Raw genomic sequence first — 19,709 nt, forward strand, 5'->3', positions numbered from 1 at the left:
TACGCATCACGAGATCTCCTGTCCACAAGCCGGACGGTCCGGTCGGAACCCGACGCTAGGAGAGGCCAAGTGCCCAGGCCAGAGGGGATGTTCAGCGGAACGTTCGATTCCGCCCGAATGTAATGGAAATGTGGGGAAGTAATGGAGGTAAAGAGTTCGTCTGCACTTCCCCACCCGCGTTAGCTGGGACTTTGCCGTTGGTAGCTTCCCTTCCGATTGAGCGATCGAGCGATCGCCATCAGGTGAGGGGCGGGACACGGTGGCTTCCGGCAGGGGCTGGTACCGACGGGGCACGACGGGCGGGGCACGCGGAAGAACCGCGCGGAGGCCCGACCGATTTCCACTGCGTGCGCTGACCGCTGCGGTCGGCGCCATGGCCGTGTGCGCCGCGCTGTTGCAAGTGGTGCCCGCGCAGGCGGCATCCGGTGTCAAGCTGCCGCCGCTGCCGAAGCCGACGTCGGTTCCGGTCACCCCGGTGGCCTCGCACTACACCAAGCCGAAGGCCATGCCGTCCTTCCGGTCGGGTACGGTCTCCTGGCCGTCCGGGCAGGCGGATGTCTCGCTGGACACCAGCTCCGTCGGCATTCCGAAGCGCGCGGGGTCCCTGCCGGTATGGGTCGGTCCGAAGGCCAACAAGGGCCGTCCGGCGGCCGGTTCGGCCGAGGCCAAGAGCGCGACCGGCACCACCGTTGCGTCCGGCACCCCGTCCGGCGTCGGTGTCCAGGTGCTGCCCCAGAGCAAGGCCCAGGCCGTGGGCGTCAACGGCGTCCTGCTCTCGCTGACCCGCACCGACGGCGCGGGCAAGGCGCCGGCCGGCCTCGGACTCATCCTGGACTACGGCCAGTTCGCCCAGGGCTTCGGCGGCGACTGGGCCTCGCGGCTGCACCTGGTGTCGCTGCCGGCCTGCGCGCTCACCACACCCGAGAAGGCCGAGTGCCGTACCCAGACGCCGGTCGCGTCGAGCGATGACGCGAACGCCCGGACGTTGACCGCCGACGTCAACCTCGCGGCGGCCTCGCCCGACACGGTGCTGGCAGCGGCCGGTGCGGCGGGCGGCGGAGGCGGCGACTTCGCCGCCACCTCCCTCCAGCCCTCCTCGACCTGGCAGGCCGGCGGCAGCTCCGACGCCTTCTCCTGGTCGTACCCCATCGTCACGCCGACCGTCCCCGGCGGACTGGCACCCAAGGTCTCGCTCGACTACAACTCCCAGTCCCAGGACGGCCTGACGTCCTCCACGAACAACCAGGCGTCCTCGATCGGTGACGGCTTCGACTACGACCCGGGCTTCATCGAGCGCTCCTACCAGTCCTGCGACCAGAACCCGGCGGGCGCGACCAAGACCGAGGACAACTGCTGGTCCGACAGCAACACCCTCACCATGTCGCTGGCCGGCCAGTCCTCGACGCTGATCAAGGACGACACCACCGGCGACTGGCACCCGCAGGACGACGCCAACGAGCGCATCCAGTACGAGACCGGCGCCGTCAACGGCGCCCAGAACGGCGAGTACTGGGTCGTCACCACTGACGACGGCACCCAGTACTACTTCGGCCGCAACCAACTCCCGGGCTACGCCTCCGGCGACACCGCCACCAACTCCGTATGGACCGAGCCGGTCTACGCGACCAAGTCCGGACAGCCCTGCTACAACGCGACATTCGCCAACTCCTGGTGCCAGCAGGCGTACCGCTGGAACCTCGACTACGTCGTGGACGCCCACCAGGACGCGGTCTCGTACTACTACACCGACGACACCGGCTACTACGCCCGGGACCTCGGCACCACCGCCAATACCCCGTACACCCGCGGTGGTTACCTCAAGCAGATCGACTACGGCCAGCGCGCGGGCCAGGTGTACTCCACCACCCCCACCGGCCGGATCGTCTTCGACGTCAACGGCCGCTGCGACACCTCCACCACGGGCTGCGCCGTGTCCACGCTGACGTCGGGCACCGCGAAGGACTGGCCCGACGTGCCCTTCGACCTCCAGTGCGCGCAGAACGCGGCGTGCACCGTCGCCTCACCCACCTTCTGGTCGAAGTACGAACTGACCGGCATCGACACCGAGGCCGGCACGGCGCTGACTCCGGTCGACTCCTACACCTTCACCCACACCTTCCCGGCCACCGGGGACTCCACGACGCCGTCGCTGTGGCTGTCTTCGATCGTCCGCACCGGCAAGGACGCCACCGGCGGCGGCCCCACCACCGCGATATCGGTCCCGCCGGTCACCCTGACCGGGCGGCCCCTGGCGAACCGGGTGAACGTCACCGACGGCTACCCCCCGATCACCCGGCACCGGTTGGACACCATCGTCACCGAGACCGGCGAGACGATCAGCGTCGACTACTCCACGGCAGCCTGCGCCGCCGGCACACCCGGCGACCCGAGCCAGAACACCAAGCTCTGCTACCCGGCCTACTGGACGCCCGGCGGCCAGACCGACCCGGTCATGGACTGGTTCAACAAGTACATCGTCACCGCCGTCACCGAGCAGGACCCCAACAGCGGCGGCGTGGACGACGACGTCACCACCCACTACACGCCGATCGGCACCCCGGCGTGGCACTACGACGACAACCCGCTGACCCCGACCACGCAGCGGACCTGGAACGAGTTCCGCGGCTACCAGGGCATGAAGGTCACCACCGGCACCGCCCCCGACCCGGTCACCGAGACGGACTACACCTACTTCCGCGGCATGGACGGCGACACCCTGCCGAGCAGCGGCACCCGGTCGGCCACCGTCACCGACTCCCGCGGCGACCCGGCGGTCACCGACCTCGACCAGTACGCCGGCATGCCGTACGAGACCGTCGTGTACGACGGTGCGGGCAGCGGGAAGGTCGTCACCGACACCATCACCGACCCCTGGACGTCGGCGTCGCAGGCCGCCCACAGCCTCGGCACCGTACTGCCCGCCCAGCACGCGTACTTCACTGGTCAGAGCAGGGAACGCGTCTACACCCCGTTCTCCGACGGCCGTACCGGCGAGACCGAGACCGACTACACCCACGACGCCTATGGCAGGGTCGCCAAGACCGACGACCTCGGCGACGTCACCACCGCGGCCGACGACCAGTGCGCCACCGTCACGTACGCGGACAACACCACCGCGTGGATCCTGGACGCGCCGGCGGAGAACGTCACGGTCGCGGTCAAGTGCGCCACCACGCCCGCCCTTCCGCACGACGCGGTCTCCGACACCCGTACGTACTACGACGGTTCGACCGTCCTCGGTGCCGCGCCGACCGCCGGAAGCGTCACCTTGACCCAGAACGCCGCCTCGTACAGCGGCGCGACGCCCTCCTTCGTCACCATGTCGAGCAGCACCGTCGACGTGTACGGCCGCACGCTGACCGCGACCGACGCCGACAACCGCACGACTAAGACCCTCTACACCCCGGCCACCGGAGCCTCGCCGACCTCGGTCAGCGTCACCGACCCGAAGCTGTTCACCACGGTCACGACCTACGACCCGCTGCGCGACGTCGCGCTCCAGAGCACCGACCCCGCCGGATACGTCACCAAGCACCAGTACGACGCGCTCGGCCGGTCCACCGCCGACTTCAAACCCGGCATCAACGCCGCGGTCGACAAGCACACGTACACGATCTCCAACTCCGGGCCCTCGGTCGTCACCACCCAGACCCTCAACAACGACGCGCACGACACTTACCGCACCAGCGAAGTCCTCTACGACGCGCTGCTGCGGCAGCGCGAGTCCCAGACCGCCACGATGGACGGCGGCCGGGATGTGACCGACACCGTCTACAACACCGACGGCTGGCAGGCCAGCACCACCGATGCCTACTACACCACCGGTGCCCCCTCGGGCACGCTGGTCCAGGCGCAGGTGGGAGACGTCCCGTCGGCCACCGGCTACCTGTACGACGGCACGGGCCGCCAGACCGCGGTCATCTCGTACAAGCTCGGTACCGAGACCTGGCGCAGCACGACCAGTTACGGCGGCAACGTCACCACGACCGTCCCGCCCAAGGGCAGCGTCGCGCAGAGCACCTTCACCGACGCCCGCGGCAACACCACGGACCTGTACCAGTACCACCAGGGCGTACCGGCGGACCCCGCCGACCCCGCCGCCGACTACTCGGCCATGCGCTACACGTACGACGCCAGCGGCGACCGCACCGGTGAGACAGACGCGGCCGGCAACTCCTGGTCCTGGTCCTACGACCTGCTCGGCAACCAGACCTCCGCGACCGACCCGGACACCGGCACCAGCAGTTCGACGTACGACAACGCCGGCCAGGTCCTCACCTCGACGGACGCCCGCGGCAAGCAGACCACGTACACCTACGACGCCGACGGCCGGAAGACCTTCGCGTACGACACGTCCGGCAGCGCCGCCCCCGCCGCGGCGAACGAGATCGGCGCCTGGACGTACGACACCCTCAAGAAGGGCCTGCCGACCGCGTCGACGTCGTACCGGGTGGGGACGACGAGCCCGTCGGTGACGACCACGGTCCTCAACTACAACGGCCTCGGTGAGCCCGGCAGCCAGCGCGAGACGCTGGCGAACCTGCCGACGGCCGAAGCGGCCCTCGAACCGTCCGGCGGTTACATCACCAGCCGCACGTACACCGCGGTGACCGGTCTGCTGGCAAGCCAGAGCTACCCGGCGGCCGGCGGACTCCCCGGTGAGCAACTCCTTTACGGCTACGACCTGTACGGGGAGCCGACCAGCGCCGGCAGCGACAGCAGCACGGTGGGCTGGGCCTACGTGGCGGCGGTCGGCTACGACGAGTTGGGCAAGCCGCTCCAGTACACGATGGGCACCACGGGCAGCGGAGCGGCGCTGCGGCTCAGCTACGACGAGCAGACCCAGCGGCTGACCGACGCGCAGACCACCACGACGTCGTCCGCGACGGTGGTGGACGACACCAAGTACAGCTACAGCGACGCCGATGTCTCCGCCGGTTCCGGCCTGGTCACCTCGACCACCAACAAGCAGAACAGCGGCGCGGTCACCGACACCCAGTGCTTCCAGTACGACTACGCCACCCGCCTGTCCGCGGCCTGGACCGCCACCGACGCCTGCGCCGCGACGCCGGCCCCCGGCAACAGCACCACCGTCGGCGACCCCAACCCGTACTGGCAGTCGTGGACTTACGACGCGGCCGGCAACCGCAAGACGCAGACCGACCACGACACCGGCGGCGCGGTGGCCGGCGACACCACGACGTCCTACACCTACCCGGGGCAGGGCTCAGCGACCGACCAGCCGAACACCCTCACCAGCACCGCCGCCACCGGCCCGGCCGCGACGGCGCACACCGCCGGTTACACCTACGACGCGGCCGGGAACGACACCTCGATCACCACGCAGGCCGGCACCCAGACCCTGAACTGGAACGACCAGGGCGACCTCGGCTCGCTGTCCGACACCGCGACCGGCGGCACCACCGACTACCTCTACGACACCGACGGCAACCTCGTGCTGCGCACCGATCCGGGACAGGCGACGCTGTTCCTGGACGGCCAGCAGGTCGTGGAGAACACCTCCACCCACGCGCTGTCCGGCACCCGCTACTACGACCTCGGCGGCACGACGGTCGCCGAGCGTTCCAACACCGGTGACGTGCAGTACCTGATCCCGGACCGGCAGGGCACCGACACCCTGGCGATCGACTACCAGACGCTGGCCCCGACCCGCCGTTCCTACCTGCCCTTCGGCCAGTCCCGCACCGCGCCGGGCACGTGGCCGGGCGGTGACGACGGTTATGTGGGCGGGACACCGGATCCGGCGACGGGGCTGGAGAACCTCGGGGCGCGGGAGTACGACCCGTCCTCCGGCCGGTTCTTGTCGGCGGACCCGATCCTGGAGTCCACCGACCCGACGCAGCTGGGCGGTTACGACTACGCGGGCAACGATCCGGTGACCGGGTCGGACCCGACCGGCACGATGCTCTACGACGACGTGACGGGTCTGGGCTTCGGCAGCGCGCAGGGGATGACGGACTGGTACCACGACCAGGGTTACACCGACAGCCACGGGCACGCCACGCAGAAGTTCAACAACCTCCTCTACCAGCAGGCGGTCTCGTACGGCATCTACCAGTACGAGCTGACCCACCCGAAGCCCAAGCCGAAGGCGCCTAAGAAGAAGTCCGCGTGGGGCTCCTTCACAAGTGACCTGAAGAAGGGCGCGAAGATCGCGTACCACGCCTCGGGGGCCGCGGACGTGGTCGGCTGTGTCTCCGACCCCTCCCTGGGCGGCTGCATCAAGGCCGGCGCCATGGTCGCGGGCTTCTTCCTCACCGGCGGCGAGGACGAGATCGAGATCGCCGCGTACGAGGCGGGCGAGGAACTCGCGGAGAAGGAGGCCGCGGACCTCGCGGAGGACGAGGCCGAGGAGGTGACGGAGGACGCGGGTTCGTGCGCGGTCGGTGGAGGCCCGCACAGCTTCACCGGCAGTACCCCGGTCCTGGAGGCAGGCGGCGCGGACGTCCCCATCGCCAAGGTGCGGGTGGGCGACACCGTAGAGGCGACCGACCCGCAGACCGGCGAAACCTCAGCCCACGTGGTCGAAAAGGTCATCCGCACGACAACGGACCACGACTTCACCGCCCTGACGATCACCCCGGCGAAGCCGGCGAAGGGCTCGGCGTCCAAGGCAAGCTCGGCGAAGCCCGGGTCCAAGGCGGCCGCCGCCAAGCCGGCCACGCTGACCACCACCTGGCACCACCCCTTCTGGAACGCCACCACCCACCAGTGGACCGACGCTTCCAAACTGACCCCCGGCACGCACCTCCTGACAGCCAACGGCACCTCCGCAGTCGTCACCACCATCCGTAACTACCACAGCACCTCGGTCACCTACGACCTCACCGTGTCGGGCCTCCACACGTACTATGTCGAAGCGGGCAGCACTCCAATCCTGGTCCACAACTGCGGTGGATCGGTTGATGGGCACTCGGAGACTTGTGCATGCGACCCGGCGAATCCGAGAAGTGAAGTCACGCTTGACAGAGACTCGTTCGAGGCGGCCAGGAACACCGGGTTGGACATCGTGGGGACGCTCGATAATGGTACTCGGAGCACTCTCAGGGGGCGATTGGAGAGCGCCGTCGAAACCTTCGGAAAGGTGACTGGATTCACCGGAAAAAGTGGCGGTGAATACAGGGAGTTCCGCTTGGATGTTGACCCTGATAAGGGTGCGCACATCAATGTTATGACGGGCAAGGGTGCAGCCGTTCGTAAATACGCCATAAGGTGGCCATCCGCGACCGTCGCACCCTGGATGAAGGTGCTTCAAAGATGACCGAGAACAACGAATATGCAAGTCGCCCGGATTATCTACCTGACTTTATGAATAATCCTGAGGACGGCGACGGTCGCCAAGTCATGAAATTGGGCTGGGCTGAGAGTCGGGAGTTGGAGGCGGTGAGCCTTAACAGATTTCCACCGACTTTCAGTGCTGCTCTTGACTGGGACTCTGCTTCGTATAGGAACCGTATTTGGTGGGACGATGAAGAGGACTGGGCGCGGATGGCATCGGAACTGCTATCCTCTTGCGTGGAACGTGGGATGCGCGTCGCCATATTCTGGGGGAATCTCGTGTTGCCGACTGTCACCCTGCCTGCGGATGTTGCCGTAAGGCATGCACGGGAGATCCTTGATGTGGGCCCACACTTCTGGATCTACCCGCTTGGTGGTTCCGTTCTCATCGAATGTCTGATGGATGGGCAAGTAACGATCGCAAGCATTCCGGAAGTGTAAGCTCCCGGTAGGGCCGACGATTTACCGCGCGCTGGCGACTGGTTGTTCCTTCCCCTTTCGATTTCTTCCTGCTGGCTGGTGGAGCCGAGATTAGATCAGTGCGTGACATAGGTTGTCAAAGATGCCTCTCGGGTATTTGGCCGATCTCGGCATCTGTCGGTTGAATTCAGTGAAACGACCGGACCATGTCCCAGAATTTCTAGCCGAGTGGCACGGGTATGATATACGGCCCTCGAATTTTCTGCGGAAACAACATAGCCCCATGTTGCCGGGCCTGGGGCTGGTCCATAGAGCGGATGATGCCAATCGAACTCACGCTCTGAACTTGGGAAGCACAGGTGCTTGGCACGCGCACCCGCTGGTCAGACATCCCATCGCTTTGGGGTGTCAAGTCAGGCTGCTGCTGGTAGTTGGCCGTGGTGGGCCCAGGCGGCCTCTTCGTCGTAGTTGGTGCGGGTCCTGAGGCAGCCGTGCAGGATGCCGACGAGGCGGTTCCCGACCTGGCGCAGCGCGGGGTTGTAGTCAAGGTCGCGGGCTCGCTGCTTGTCGTAGGAGCGGCGGGCACCCGGTGAGTTCTGCAGGGCGCAGAAGGCCTGGCGCTGGAGTGCGTCGGCGAGCCGGTTGTTACGGACATAGCGGGCCTGGACGGTGTGGACCTTGCCGGAGGCGCGGGTGACCGGGCTGGTGCCGGCGTAGTTCTTCCGGGCCTTCGCCGATGCATAGCGGGTGGGGTCGTCGCCGAACTCGGCCAGCACCCGGGCCCCGACGATCTCGCCGATGCCGGGCATCGACAGGTAGATCTCAGCGTCCGGGTGCGTGAGAAAATGGGTCTTCACCTCGGCTTCGAGGGCGTCTATCTGCTCGTTCAGGGCCAGCAGCAGCCGGGCGTGCGCGGTGGCCGCGGCGGCGTAGGCGGCGGCCACCGGGACGGCGACGGCGAGCTGGGGCTCGCGTAGCTCTTTCTGGATCGCGGCGGCCTTCTGGTCCCGATCACGGCGGCGGTGACGGGCCAGGACGGCGATGATCTGTGGCTTCGTCAGCTTCTTCGCGGCCTCCGGCGTGGGCGCCTTGACCAGCAGCTCCAGCGCATCGGTGCTGGTCAGCTCCAGGCCCGCGTAGGCGGTCAGGGCACCGGGGAAGTACTCGCGCAGCGTGTTCCGCAGCCGCTGGAAGGTCCGGGTCCGTTCCCAGATCAAGGTCTGGTGGGCGCGGGCGACGACCTTGACGGCCTGGGCCTGCTCGCTGTCGCCCGCGACCGGCCGCAGCTGGGCGCGGTCGATGCGGACCATGTCGGCCAGTGCGTGGGCGTCGCCGCGGTCACTCTTCGCGCCGGACGTCGCGTACCGCTCCTTGAACCGAGCCGCCTGGCGCGGGTTGACCGCGTAGACCTGGTAGCCAGCCGCGAGCAGGGCCTGCACCCACGGCCCCCGGTCGGTCTCGATCCCGACGACCACCTGCTCGGGTTCCAGGTCCTCGCCGCCGTGACGGGCGAGCAGGGCGTGCAGTTTCGCGATGCCCTCGACGCCCTCCATCAGCCGGGCGGTGCCGAGCCTGCGGCCCGTTCCGTCCTGAACCTCGACATCATGGTGGTCTTCAGCCCAGTCGTCGCCGACGAACAGCACCCGCTTCTCCAACCTCTCAACGGACAACGTGCGTGCGGCCCGCGGAAGACACAGCTCGCGCCCTAATGGATTTAGTGCTCACGCCCGTAACAGCTCGGCGGGCACGCCATCCCATCAGCAGTCATGGCCTCCCGGCCGGACCAGCAGGGGCACGGTCTGACCACAGAGCTCGAACGGCTCCGGCGGCAATAGTGCTCACCTACTGGCGGCCACCTACCGAGTCTCACCCACGACCCGATAGCTCCCATTAGGCGGCGGGGGCGCTGTCCGGCGGCTCACGCCCGCGCGTCCGCGTCTGGCCGTGGCTGTCCGCTCCGACACAGACGAGTAGCAGTCGGAGGGCTCTTGGCCTCAAGGCCGGTTGGAGACATTCGAGGGAGGCCAAGGCGGGTGTGCTTGGTCGCTGACGGTCGAATCAGTCGTCGGCCGCGACGAGGAGTGTGATCCGTCCAGCCGAGCGGTCGATGAGCACGAATTCGTGGAAGTACTCGTGCACACGCCCCCAGCCGTGGACGGCCTCGTCCCCGAGCTCGCCCAGGTAATAGAGGTGGTCAGCCGCGGCCATGCGGTCGAACACCTCCTGCTGCAGATCCGCCTCCAGTTCGGCGGGTGCGTCCTCGAACCTGCTCAGCCACTCCCGGAGGATCTGCACACCTTTTTCCAAGCTGACGGTCTCGTAGACGTCGGGGGTGACCGACCTCAGCCAATACGGGCCGTGCCTGGGTCCATCCGGCAGCACTCCACCGCCTGCGTAGTCGTCCCGGAACTGTTCATGACCGACGAGTGCGGTGAGCAACTCCTCATCGCTGACAGCGTCTGGGGCGAGCCTCAGATGCTTGACGCTAACCCAACTGAAGCCATGCGACTTGGCACCGCGGAACTTGTAGTCCCGGAAGTTGATGAAGGCGTCGCCCTCGTGCGTGAGCTTGTTCCCCATGGCAGCACAGCCTGGGAGCCGGACAGGGCACGCGTCCCAGGCCCATCAGGGGGCCTCTGTGGCACGGCGGTGGCACGGCCAGCTCGCTGTCGCTTCGCTGGGTGGCAGCGGGTGCTTTCAGGGGTCTTCTCGCTGAAAACTGGGAGATATATCGGGAGTTGTATGGGCAAAGCCCGCGCTCCGACGTGACGCAGGTCACTGAAAATGCGTCTCGCCATCTGGTCAATCCCGGCCAGCGCCGGTCAACTGCGGTCGCGCGGCCCGCCCGTGCCCCGGAATTCCAGGTCCAATGGCACGGATATGGCACACGGCCATCGAATTGGTCTGGACAACAACAAAGGCCCGGGTCATTGACCTGGGCCTTTTTTTGGAGCGGATGACGGGAATCGAACCCGCGCTCTGAGCTTGGGAAGCTCATGTTCTACCATTAAACTACATCCGCGTAAATCGCCCCCGGAGGGGGGATCTGGGGACACTCTACCGCATGGGTGGGGGAGGTGGGGGGAGGGGGAAGCGGGGGTAGGTTGGGGGTGCGGTGTGGTGCTGGACGGGGTGGGGTCGGGGATCCCCTAATGTGTGGGTTTGTCTGCCACGCGGAGTTGGGGAAGGGACTTCATGGAGCGCACCGTTGTTCGTTGTGCCGAGGGGCACGTGTTCAGTACGGCCTCGTTTCCGATGCAGCATCTGGGGGCCGACCGGCTGGGGCCGGGGCGGCTGTTGAGGTGTCCGAAGTGCGCGCGGCTGCGGCATGCCGTGCCGGTTTCGGCGGTCGGTGGGAAATAGGGGTCGGAGACGCGGCCCCGGGCGGGGCCGCGTTAGTCTCGGGGCGTGCTTCTCTCAGACAAGGACATCCGGACCGAAATCGACAACGGCCACGTACGCGTGGATCCGTTCGAGCCGTCGATGGTGCAGCCGTCGAGCATCGACGTACGGCTGGACCGGTTCTTCCGGGTCTTCGAGAACCACCGGTACCCGCACATCGACCCCGCCGTCGAACAGCCCGATCTGACCCGGCTGGTGGAGCCGGAAGGCGACGACGCGTTCATCCTGCACCCCGGCGAGTTCGTCCTCGCGTCCACGTATGAAGTGATCACGCTGCCGGACGACATCGCCTCCCGCCTGGAGGGCAAGTCGAGTCTGGGGCGGCTGGGGCTGCTCACGCACTCGACGGCCGGCTTCATCGACCCGGGCTTCTCCGGGCACGTGACCCTGGAGCTGTCGAACGTGGCCACGCTCCCGATCAAGCTGTGGCCCGGCATGAAGATCGGCCAGCTCTGCCTCTTCCGGCTCTCCTCACCGGCCGAATTCCCGTACGGTTCCCAGCACTACGGGTCCCGCTACCAGGGCCAGCGCGGGCCGACCGCCTCCCGCTCGTTCCTCAACTTCCACCGCACCCAGGTCTGACCGCCCGGCGGGGGCGGGATAGGGACAACGAAAGGGGCCGGACCCGTAAGTACCCGGGCCCGAAGGCCGGCCGCCGACCCAGGACGGTCCCCCCGCGGGCGGCCTCCGACCGAGGACGGTCCCACCGCAAGCACCCCCACCCCCCTTACGGATGCATCCGCGCCCCCTTGAGCACCTTGTCGACCGCGTTGCGCGGCCCGTGCACGGAGAGCCCCACCAGGTCCAACTGATCGCGCGGTACGGCCCGTACGGCCGCCCGGTTGGCCTCGTCGTGGCCCGTGGCGAAGAGGTCCGCGGTGAAGACGGCCCTCGGCAGGGTCCGGGACAGTGCCCGGGCGTGCGCCGCCGTGAGCACTTCCTTCGAGCCCTCGAAGACCAGTACCGGCTGCCGGAACATCGGCAGGTACGGCGTCCCGTCGGCGTCCTCGTACGGTTCCCCGATCACCTCGGGGAGCTGCGAGCCCAACCCGCTCACCAGGAACGCGGTCACATTGAGCCGCTGCCACGGCTCCAGGTCGTCCCGCAGCAGTACGGCGATCTTCGTGTCGAAGCGGACGGTTTCGGCGGCAGTTGGTTCGGTGGTCATACGGCCAAGCCTCGGGCCGCCCGCCCGCCCCGGTCTTGTACGTTCCTTGCACGGTCCGGACGCCGAGGCCACAGCCCTGCGGTCACGGCCCCGAGGTCACGGCCCCGAGGTCACAGCCCTGCGGTCACGGTCCCGAGGTCACGGCCCCGAGGTCACGGCCCTGAGGTCGCGATGCCGAGGACGGCGCCCGCCCGGCCAGGCCCGACGCCACCCCCCGACGCCGAAGGCCCCCAAAAAAGGCCGAAGCCCCCCCGCCCCCGACGCCGAAGGCGCCCCCTCAGATCAGCGGCAGCTTGAACAGCATCAGCAGCGCCACCAACTGGATCGACGCCGCCCCCAGCGCCCTGAGCCACGGCAAGTCGTGCGACTTGCTCACCATCGACGTCAGCAGCCACCCGCAGGCCAGCCAGGTCAGCCAGCCGAGCAGCTGCACGAAGCCGTTGCCGCCGCCGAGGAAGAGCGCGAAGAGCAACCGCGGGGCGTCGGTCAGCGACGTGATGAGCATCGCCAGGCCGATGGTGGGGGCCCAGGCGCCGTCGCCGCCGAGCTGGCGGGCCAGCGTGTTGGTGACCGCGCTGAGGGTGAAGCCGCAGATCACCACCGCGATACCGGTGGTCAGCACCCACGGGACGCTGGTGGACAGGGTGGAGCCGAGGATGTCGTGCCGTGCCGCGTCGAAGCCGAAGACCGCGAGCAGGCCGTAGACGAAGGTGACGATGAGGGCGGGCGCCCACACCGCGTGGTCCCGCATCTGCCAGAAGGTCCGGTTCGGGTGCCGCACGATGCCGCGCAGCAGGTCCTTCCAGTGCAGGCGCGGGCCGGCCGGCGGGGTCGCGGACTGGCCGGCGCGGTACGTGGCCACGTTGTCGTCGCCGTAGGGGGCCCCGGGACCGGCCGGGTACGGGTCCGCGCCCGCCGGGTACGGGCCGGCGACCCCCGCGTCCCCGCCGAAGGTGAAGGCCCTGGTGTGCCCGGGCCCGTCGTCGTACCCGGGGGCGGGCGCGTAGTACTCCGGCTCGCCCGAGGGCGCCTGGCCGTGGCCGTTCCCGTACGGAGATCCGTACGGCGCCCCGGCACCCGCCCCGCCGCCGGCCACGTGACCCGGCCCGCCATGACCCGGTGCGTACGGCCCGGGCGGGGCCTGCTGCCCGTACTGCGGCGGATATCCGCCCTGCTGCCGGCCGCCCTCGCGCTGTCGTCCCTTAAAACCTGCCACGTCTTCGAACGTACCCGGTGTGCCCGGGTCCCGTACCGCGGCTGCTGCGGCTCCCGGCCATTGCTGCCAACCTGTGACACGCCCGGCAACGTCCCGCTGTCCCCCGTACGGAGGACAGCGGACGCGTCCGTACGGGGGAGCCGGCCCGCGCCGTGCCGTGCCCGCGTCTTACGAAGCCTGACCGCTGAGGTCGGCCGAGCCGGCGCCGGAGGGTCCCGCGGAGCCGGCGGCCCCCGTGTCCGCCTCCGGGGCGCCGGCGCTCTCCGCCGCCGCTCCCACCCCCACCGGCACCCGGACCGAATCCAGCAGCAACTGGGCCACGTCCACCACCTGGAGCGACTCCTTCGCCGCCCCGTCGTTCTTCTTGCCGTTGACCGAGTCGGAGAGCATCACCAGGCAGAACGGGCACGCGGTCGAGACGATGTCGGGGTTGAGCGACAGCGCCTCGTCCACCCGCTCGTTGTTGATGCGCTTGCCGATCCGCTCCTCCATCCACATCCGGGCGCCGCCCGCGCCGCAGCAGAAGCCGCGCTCCTTGTGGCGGTGCATCTCCTCGCTGCGCAGCCCCGGCACACTGGCGATGATCTCGCGCGGGGGCGTGTAGACCTTGTTGTGCCGGCCCAGGTAGCAGGGGTCGTGGTAGGTGATCAGGCCCTCGACCGGGGTGACCGGGACGAGCTTGCCGTCGTCCACCAGGGTCTGCAGCAGCTGGGTGTGGTGGATGACCTCGTACTCGCCGCCGAGCTGCGGGTATTCGTTGGCGATGGTGTTGAAGCAGTGCGGGCAGGTGGCCACGATCTTCTTCGACGCCTTGGGCTTCACGGTCGACGGGTCGTCGTCGTCCTCGCCGAAGGCCATGTTGAGCATGGCCACGTTCTCCATGCCGAGCTGCTGGAAGAGGAATTCGTTGCCCAGGCGGCGGGCCGAGTCACCGGTGCAGTTCTCCTCGCCGCCCATGATCGCGAACTTCACGCCCGCGATGTGCAGCAGTTCGGCGAACGCTTTGGTGGTCTTCTTGGCGCGGTCCTCCAGGGAGCCGGCGCAGCCGACCCAGTAGAGGTACTCCACGTCCGTCAGGTCCTCGATGTCCTCGCCGACGATGGGGACCTCGAAGCCGACCTCCTGGACCCAGGCCAGGCGCTGCTTCTTGGGCAGGCCCCACGGGTTGCCCTTCTTCTCCAGGTTCTTGAGCATCGTGCCCGCCTCGGACGGGAAGGCCGACTCGATCATCACCTGGTAGCGGCGCATGTCGACGATGTGGTCGACGTGTTCGATGTCGACCGGGCACTGCTCGACGCAGGCGCCGCAGGTGGTGCAGGACCACAGGACGTCGGGGTCGATGACGCCGTTCTCCTCCAGCGTGCCGATCAGCGGGCGTTCGGCCTCCGCGAGCGCGGCGGCGGGGACCCCGGCGAGCTGCTCCGCGGTGGCCTTCTCCTCGCCCTCCGTCGTCTTGCCGCCGCCGGCCAGCAGGTAGGGCGCCTTGGCGTGCGCGTGGTCGCGCAGCGACATGATCAGCAGTTTGGGGGAGAGCGGCTTGCCGGTGTTCCAGGCGGGGCACTGCGACTGGCAGCGTCCGCACTCGGTGCAGGTGGAGAAGTCGAGGATGCCCTTCCAGGAGAACTGCTCGACCTGGGAGACGCCGAAGACGTCGTCCTCGCCCGGGTCCTCGAAGTTGATCGGTACGCCCGCGGAGGTCATCGGCTGGAGGGCGCCGAGTGCCACCGGGCCGGTCGCGTCGCGCTTGAACCAGATGTTGGGGAAGGCCAGGAAGCGGTGCCAGGCCACGCCCATGCCGGTGTTGAGGCCGACGGTGATCGCCCAGGTCATGGTGACGCCGAGCTTGATCATGGCGGTGAGGTAGATCAGCGTCTGGAGGGTGCCGGTGCTCAGGCCGCGGAACGCGACGACCAGCGGGTACGAGGCCCAGTAGGACGCCTCGTAGTGGTCGACGCCGTGGATGGCGCCCTCAAGGCCGCGCAGGGTGAGGATGGCCAGGCCGATCACCAGGATGACGTACTCGACGAAGTACGCCTGCCAGGCGGTGGAGCCGGCGAAGCGGGACTTGCGGCCGGCCCGGGAGGGCAGGTTCAGCAGCCGGATCGCCATCAGGGTGAGGATGCCCAGGGTGGTGAAGAGGGCGATGAAGTCGATGTAGACCTCGTACGGCGGCCAGGTGCCGATCACCGGGAGGATCCAGTCGGCCTGGAAGAGCTGGCCGTACGCGTTCACGATCGTCAGGCCGAGGGTCAGGAAGCCGACCGCGACGAACCAGTGCGCGACGCCGATGACGCCCCACTTGTTCATCCGGGTGTGGCCGAGGAACTCCTTGGCCAGCGTCTTGGTGCGCGCCACCGGGTCGTCGGTGCGGCTGCCGGCCGGGACGGGCTGGCCGAGCGTGACGAACCGGTAGATCTGGGCGACGGCGAGGCTGATCAGCGCGACGCCGACCGCGGTGAGGACCAGCGACACGATGATCGCGGCGAGCTGCATGAGGGCTCCTCGGGCCTGCGCGAGCTGGGACTTACTAAGCGGTAACTTACTCCGCTCTCGGCTGAGGTTACCCGGGAACCCCGGGCCCATAAAGCTTCCTGCGGGTGATCTGTGTCGCGGCCCGGATCGCGGTTGAAGCGGTCGGGATCGTGACAAAAATGGAGATAGCCGACAACCTAGCGTGAGGAGGGCCCGCGGATGCGCGCCGTACTGCGCTGGGCGGCGATCGTGGCCGGCCTCGCCCTGGTGGTGACGGCCGGGCTGGGGTGGGCGGCCTACCGCAAGTTCAGCGGGAACATCCACACCGACCACGCCGCCGAGCGGGTGCTGGAGCGGTACGCCGGGGAGCGGCCGCCGGTGCTGGTGCCAGGCGCCCGCAACATCCTGGTGATGGGGACGGCGAGCGCCGCCCAGGGCGGGAACGGCGAGCCCGAGGCGGCGGTCCTGCTGCACCTGTCCGCCGACCGGCAGCGGGCCGCGGCCGTCGGCGTACCGCGGGAGCTGATGGTGGCCGCGCCGAGTTGCAGCAAGCCCGGCGGCGGCGCGGTGCCGGCCGCCTACGAGCCCTTCGCGGTGGCCTTCCGCGACGGCGGCACCGCCTGCTCGATCCGCGCCTTCGAACGGCTCAGCGGCATCCGGATCGACCACCATCTGGTGGTCGACGTGGCCGGCTTCCAGAAGATCGCGCGGGCGGTCGGCGGCCGTACCCTTGACCGCAGGGGCGACCTGCTCAGCGCGCTGCCGCTGGACGCCCACGGCGGGTCCCTGGCCCACCCGGCGCAGCTCTACGGCTTCCTGGACACCGCCACCTCCTCGCTCACCGCGGACCCGGGGCTCAGCTCGCTGCCCGCGCTGTACGAACTGGCCGGCAGTCTGCGCAAGCTGCCGGCCGACGGCATCGCCTTCCGGACCGTTCCGATGGTCAAGCGGGGCGTGGTCCGGGAGCCGGACGCGGGCCGGCTCTTCCTGGCGGTGCGGACCGATCGGCCGCTCTGCCCGCACCGGGCGCCCGGCTGCGCGCAGCCCACGCCGGTAAGTTGAGTCAGGTTGACTCACCTCTGTTGACAGAAGATCCGGAGTGGGGCACTCTTGAGTCAGTTCCACTCAACTCAGCTGTCTGCTGGAGGATTCACCATGGCACGTGCGGTCGGCATCGACCTGGGCACGACTAATTCCGTCGTCAGCGTTCTCGAAGGCGGCGAGCCCACCGTCATCACCAACGCAGAGGGCGCCAGGACCACGCCGTCCGTCGTCGCCTTCGCCAAGAACGGCGAGGTGCTCGTCGGCGAGGTGGCCAAGCGCCAGGCTGTGACCAACGTCGACAGGACCATCCGCTCGGTCAAGCGCCACATGGGCACCGACTGGCGGATCAACCTCGACGGCAAGGACTTCAACCCGCAGCAGATCTCCGCGTTCATCCTGCAGAAGCTGAAGCGGGACGCGGAGTCGTACCTGGGCGAGAAGGTCACCGACGCGGTGATCACCGTCCCCGCGTACTTCAACGACTCCGAGCGCCAGGCGACGAAGGAGGCCGGTGAGATCGCCGGTCTGAACGTCCTGCGCATCGTCAACGAGCCGACTGCCGCGGCGCTGGCGTACGGCCTGGACAAGGACGACCAGACCATCCTGGTCTTCGACCTCGGCGGTGGCACCTTCGACGTGTCGCTGCTGGAGATCGGCGACGGCGTGGTCGAGGTCAAGGCCACCAACGGTGACAACCACCTCGGTGGTGACGACTGGGACCAGCGCGTCGTCGACTACCTGGTCAAGCAGTTCCAGTCCGGCCACGGTGTCGACCTGGGCCGCGACAAGATGGCGCTGCAGCGGCTGCGCGAGGCCGCGGAGAAGGCGAAGATCGAGCTGTCCTCGTCCACCGAGACCTCGATCAACCTGCCCTACATCACCGCGTCGGCCGAAGGCCCGCTGCACCTGGACGAGAAGCTCACCCGGGCACAGTTCCAGCAGCTGACCTCCGACCTGCTGGAGCGCTGCAAGACCCCGTTCCACAACGTCATCAAGGACGCCGGCATCCAGCTGTCCGAGATCGACCACGTGGTCCTGGTCGGCGGCTCCACCCGGATGCCCGCCGTCGCCGAGCTGGTGCGCGAGCTGACCGGCGGCAAGGACGCCAACAAGGGCGTCAACCCGGACGAGGTCGTCGCCATCGGCGCGTCCCTGCAGGCCGGTGTGCTCAAGGGCGAGGTCAAGGACGTCCTGCTGCTCGACGTCACCCCGCTGTCCCTCGGTATCGAGACCAAGGGCGGCATCATGACCAAGCTGATCGAGCGCAACACCACGATCCCGACCAAGCGCTCCGAGATCTTCACCACGGCCGAGGACAACCAGCCGTCGGTCCAGATCCAGGTCTACCAGGGCGAGCGCGAGATCGCCGCGTACAACAAGAAGCTCGGGATGTTCGAGCTCACCGGTCTGCCGCCGGCCCCCCGCGGGATGCCCCAGATCGAGGTCACCTTCGACATCGACGCGAACGGCATCATGCACGTCGGCGCGAAGGACCTGGGCACCGGCAAGGAGCAGCGGATGACCGTCACCGGCGGCTCCTCGCTGCCCAAGGACGAGGTCGACCGGATGCGCCAGGAGGCCGAGCAGTACGCGGACGAGGACCACAAGCGCCGCGAGGCCGCCGAGACCCGCAACCAGGGTGAGCAGCTCGTCTACCAGACCGAGAAGTTCATCGCGGACAACAAGGACAAGCTCCCCGAGGACGTCCAGAGCGAGGTCGAGACCGCGATCGCGGACCTCAAGGAGAAGCTGAAGAACGAGTCCTCGGACGACGGCAACACCGCGGCGATCCGCGAGGCCACCGAGCGGGTCGCGGCCGTCAGCCAGAAGCTCGGCCAGGCGCTGTACGCCAACGCGCAGGCCGAGGGCGGCGCGGCGGGCGCGGGTGCGGGCGCGCCGAACGGCGAGCAGTCCGCGCCGGCCGATGACGACGTGGTGGACGCCGAGATCGTCGACGACGAGAACAACAAGAGGGACGGTGCCGCGTGACGGAGGAGCCGAAGGGCTTCGAGGAGCCCGACGTCCCTTCCGAGGCCGCCGAGAAGCCCGCAACCGCCAAGGACACCGGGGACACCGGTGAGGCGGGCCCGGCGGCCCCCGGCGGGGACGACAGGGAAGTGACGGCCCTGCGGGCACAGCTCGACCAGGTGCGCACCGCGCTCAATGAGCGCACCGCGGACCTGCAGCGCCTGCAGGCCGAGTACCAGAACTACCGCCGCCGGGTGGACCGGGACCGTGCCGCCGTCAAGGAGGTCGCGGTCGCCAACCTGCTCACCGGGCTGCTTCCGGTGCTCGACGACATCGGCCGGGCCCGGGAGCACGGCGAACTGGTGGGCGGCTTCAAGTCGGTCGCCGAGTCGCTGGAGACGGTCGCCGCCAAGCTGGGGCTGCAGCAGTTCGGCAAGGAGGGCGAGCCCTTCGACCCGCTGGTGCACGAGGCGCTGATGCACAGCTACTCGCCGGATGTCACACAGACGACATGCGTGCAGATCCTCCAGCCCGGGTACCGCATCGGGGAGCGCAATCTGCGGCCCGCCAGGGTCGCGGTCGCCGAACCGCAGCCGGGTGCCCACGGCAAGGAGGAGTCGGTGGAGGAGACCAAGCCCGACACGGACGAGCCCGGTGGCCCGGACGAGGGCTGACGCAGTGACAGCAGGACACGGTGGTAACGGAGAGGAGGGTCGTCGG

At 68.6% G+C, this 19,709-nt stretch carries 11 protein-coding genes and 1 tRNA gene; 6 read left to right on the forward strand and 6 right to left on the reverse strand.

Translation table 11 applies throughout. The features are described from left to right. The first annotated feature begins 373 nt into the window (after nucleotides 1-373). Entirely contained in the window at nucleotides 374-7,282 is a 6,909-nt protein-coding gene (locus tag OG552_RS19255; protein ID WP_329134559.1) for an RHS repeat-associated core domain-containing protein, read from the forward strand. Beyond that, the gene (locus OG552_RS19260; protein ID WP_329134561.1) at nucleotides 7,279-7,740 is read left to right on the forward strand and encodes a hypothetical protein; all 462 of its coding nucleotides are present in this window, start codon (nucleotides 7,279-7,281) and stop codon (nucleotides 7,738-7,740) included. Before OG552_RS19255 ends, OG552_RS19260 begins: the two co-directional genes overlap by 4 nt. A gap of 392 nt (nucleotides 7,741-8,132) precedes the next feature. On the opposite strand, the gene OG552_RS19265 is transcribed toward OG552_RS19260, so the two are convergent. The 3 genes from OG552_RS19265 to OG552_RS19275 all read right to left on the reverse strand — a co-directional run bounded on the left by OG552_RS19265 (nucleotide 8,133) and on the right by OG552_RS19275 (nucleotide 10,741). Then, a complete protein-coding gene (locus OG552_RS19265) occupies nucleotides 8,133-9,362 on the reverse strand; it encodes an IS110 family transposase (RefSeq protein WP_329140945.1) in 1,230 nt (409 codons plus the stop codon). Nucleotides 9,363-9,777: 415 nt separating this feature from the next. Further along, on the reverse strand, nucleotides 9,778-10,299 hold the full coding sequence (locus tag OG552_RS19270) for a hypothetical protein (RefSeq protein WP_329134563.1): 522 nt from the start codon (nucleotides 10,297-10,299) through the stop codon (nucleotides 9,778-9,780). 368 nt (nucleotides 10,300-10,667) lie between these two features. Beyond that, nucleotides 10,668-10,741 (reverse strand) — tRNA-Gly (locus OG552_RS19275). A 386-nt stretch (nucleotides 10,742-11,127) separates the two neighbouring features. Between OG552_RS19275 and dcd the strand changes: the two genes are divergently transcribed. Continuing rightward, the gene (gene dcd, locus OG552_RS19280) at nucleotides 11,128-11,703 is read left to right on the forward strand and encodes a dCTP deaminase (protein ID WP_329134565.1); all 576 of its coding nucleotides are present in this window, start codon (nucleotides 11,128-11,130) and stop codon (nucleotides 11,701-11,703) included. A 145-nt stretch (nucleotides 11,704-11,848) separates the two neighbouring features. On the opposite strand, the gene OG552_RS19285 is transcribed toward dcd, so the two are convergent. From OG552_RS19285 to OG552_RS19295, 3 genes are all read right to left on the reverse strand, one after another. After that, nucleotides 11,849-12,289, reverse strand: coding sequence for a DUF2000 domain-containing protein (locus tag OG552_RS19285; protein ID WP_329134568.1), 441 nt, complete (start codon nucleotides 12,287-12,289; stop codon nucleotides 11,849-11,851). A gap of 277 nt (nucleotides 12,290-12,566) precedes the next feature. Beyond that, nucleotides 12,567-13,505, reverse strand: coding sequence for a Yip1 family protein (locus OG552_RS19290; protein WP_329134570.1), 939 nt, complete (start codon nucleotides 13,503-13,505; stop codon nucleotides 12,567-12,569). Between the two features lie 168 nt (nucleotides 13,506-13,673). Then, the gene (locus OG552_RS19295) at nucleotides 13,674-15,998 is read right to left on the reverse strand and encodes a (Fe-S)-binding protein (protein WP_329134572.1); all 2,325 of its coding nucleotides are present in this window, start codon (nucleotides 15,996-15,998) and stop codon (nucleotides 13,674-13,676) included. A gap of 198 nt (nucleotides 15,999-16,196) precedes the next feature. Here OG552_RS19295 and OG552_RS19300 point away from each other — a divergent pair, with 198 nt between their 5' ends. The 3 genes from OG552_RS19300 to grpE all read left to right on the forward strand — a co-directional run bounded on the left by OG552_RS19300 (nucleotide 16,197) and on the right by grpE (nucleotide 19,663). After that, nucleotides 16,197-17,039, forward strand: coding sequence for an LCP family protein (locus tag OG552_RS19300; protein ID WP_329134574.1), 843 nt, complete (start codon nucleotides 16,197-16,199; stop codon nucleotides 17,037-17,039). 93 nt (nucleotides 17,040-17,132) lie between these two features. Continuing rightward, nucleotides 17,133-19,010, forward strand: coding sequence for a molecular chaperone DnaK (dnaK, locus tag OG552_RS19305; protein WP_329134577.1), 1,878 nt, complete (start codon nucleotides 17,133-17,135; stop codon nucleotides 19,008-19,010). Then, nucleotides 19,007-19,663, forward strand: coding sequence for a nucleotide exchange factor GrpE (gene grpE / locus OG552_RS19310; RefSeq protein ID WP_329134578.1), 657 nt, complete (start codon nucleotides 19,007-19,009; stop codon nucleotides 19,661-19,663). The genes dnaK and grpE overlap by 4 nt, the downstream gene beginning before the upstream one ends. Nucleotides 19,664-19,709 lie beyond the last annotated feature (46 nt).

Origin of the sequence: Streptomyces sp. NBC_01476, from assembly GCF_036227265.1 — a bacterium.
Taxonomy (GTDB): Bacteria; Actinomycetota; Actinomycetes; order Streptomycetales; family Streptomycetaceae; genus Actinacidiphila.

Coding starts and splice junctions, on each gene's coding strand:
- OG552_RS19255 (WP_329134559.1), top strand. CDS start 374: ATGGCCGTGTGCGCCGCGCTGTTGCAAGTGGTGCCCGCGCAGGCGGCA.
- OG552_RS19260 (WP_329134561.1), top strand. CDS start 7,279: ATGACCGAGAACAACGAATATGCAAGTCGCCCGGATTATCTACCTGAC.
- OG552_RS19270 (WP_329134563.1), bottom strand. CDS start 10,299: ATGGGGAACAAGCTCACGCACGAGGGCGACGCCTTCATCAACTTCCGG.
- OG552_RS19285 (WP_329134568.1), bottom strand. CDS start 12,289: ATGACCACCGAACCAACTGCCGCCGAAACCGTCCGCTTCGACACGAAG.
- OG552_RS19295 (WP_329134572.1), bottom strand. CDS start 15,998: ATGCAGCTCGCCGCGATCATCGTGTCGCTGGTCCTCACCGCGGTCGGC.
- OG552_RS19300 (WP_329134574.1), top strand. CDS start 16,197: ATGCGCGCCGTACTGCGCTGGGCGGCGATCGTGGCCGGCCTCGCCCTG.
- dnaK (WP_329134577.1), top strand. CDS start 17,133: ATGGCACGTGCGGTCGGCATCGACCTGGGCACGACTAATTCCGTCGTC.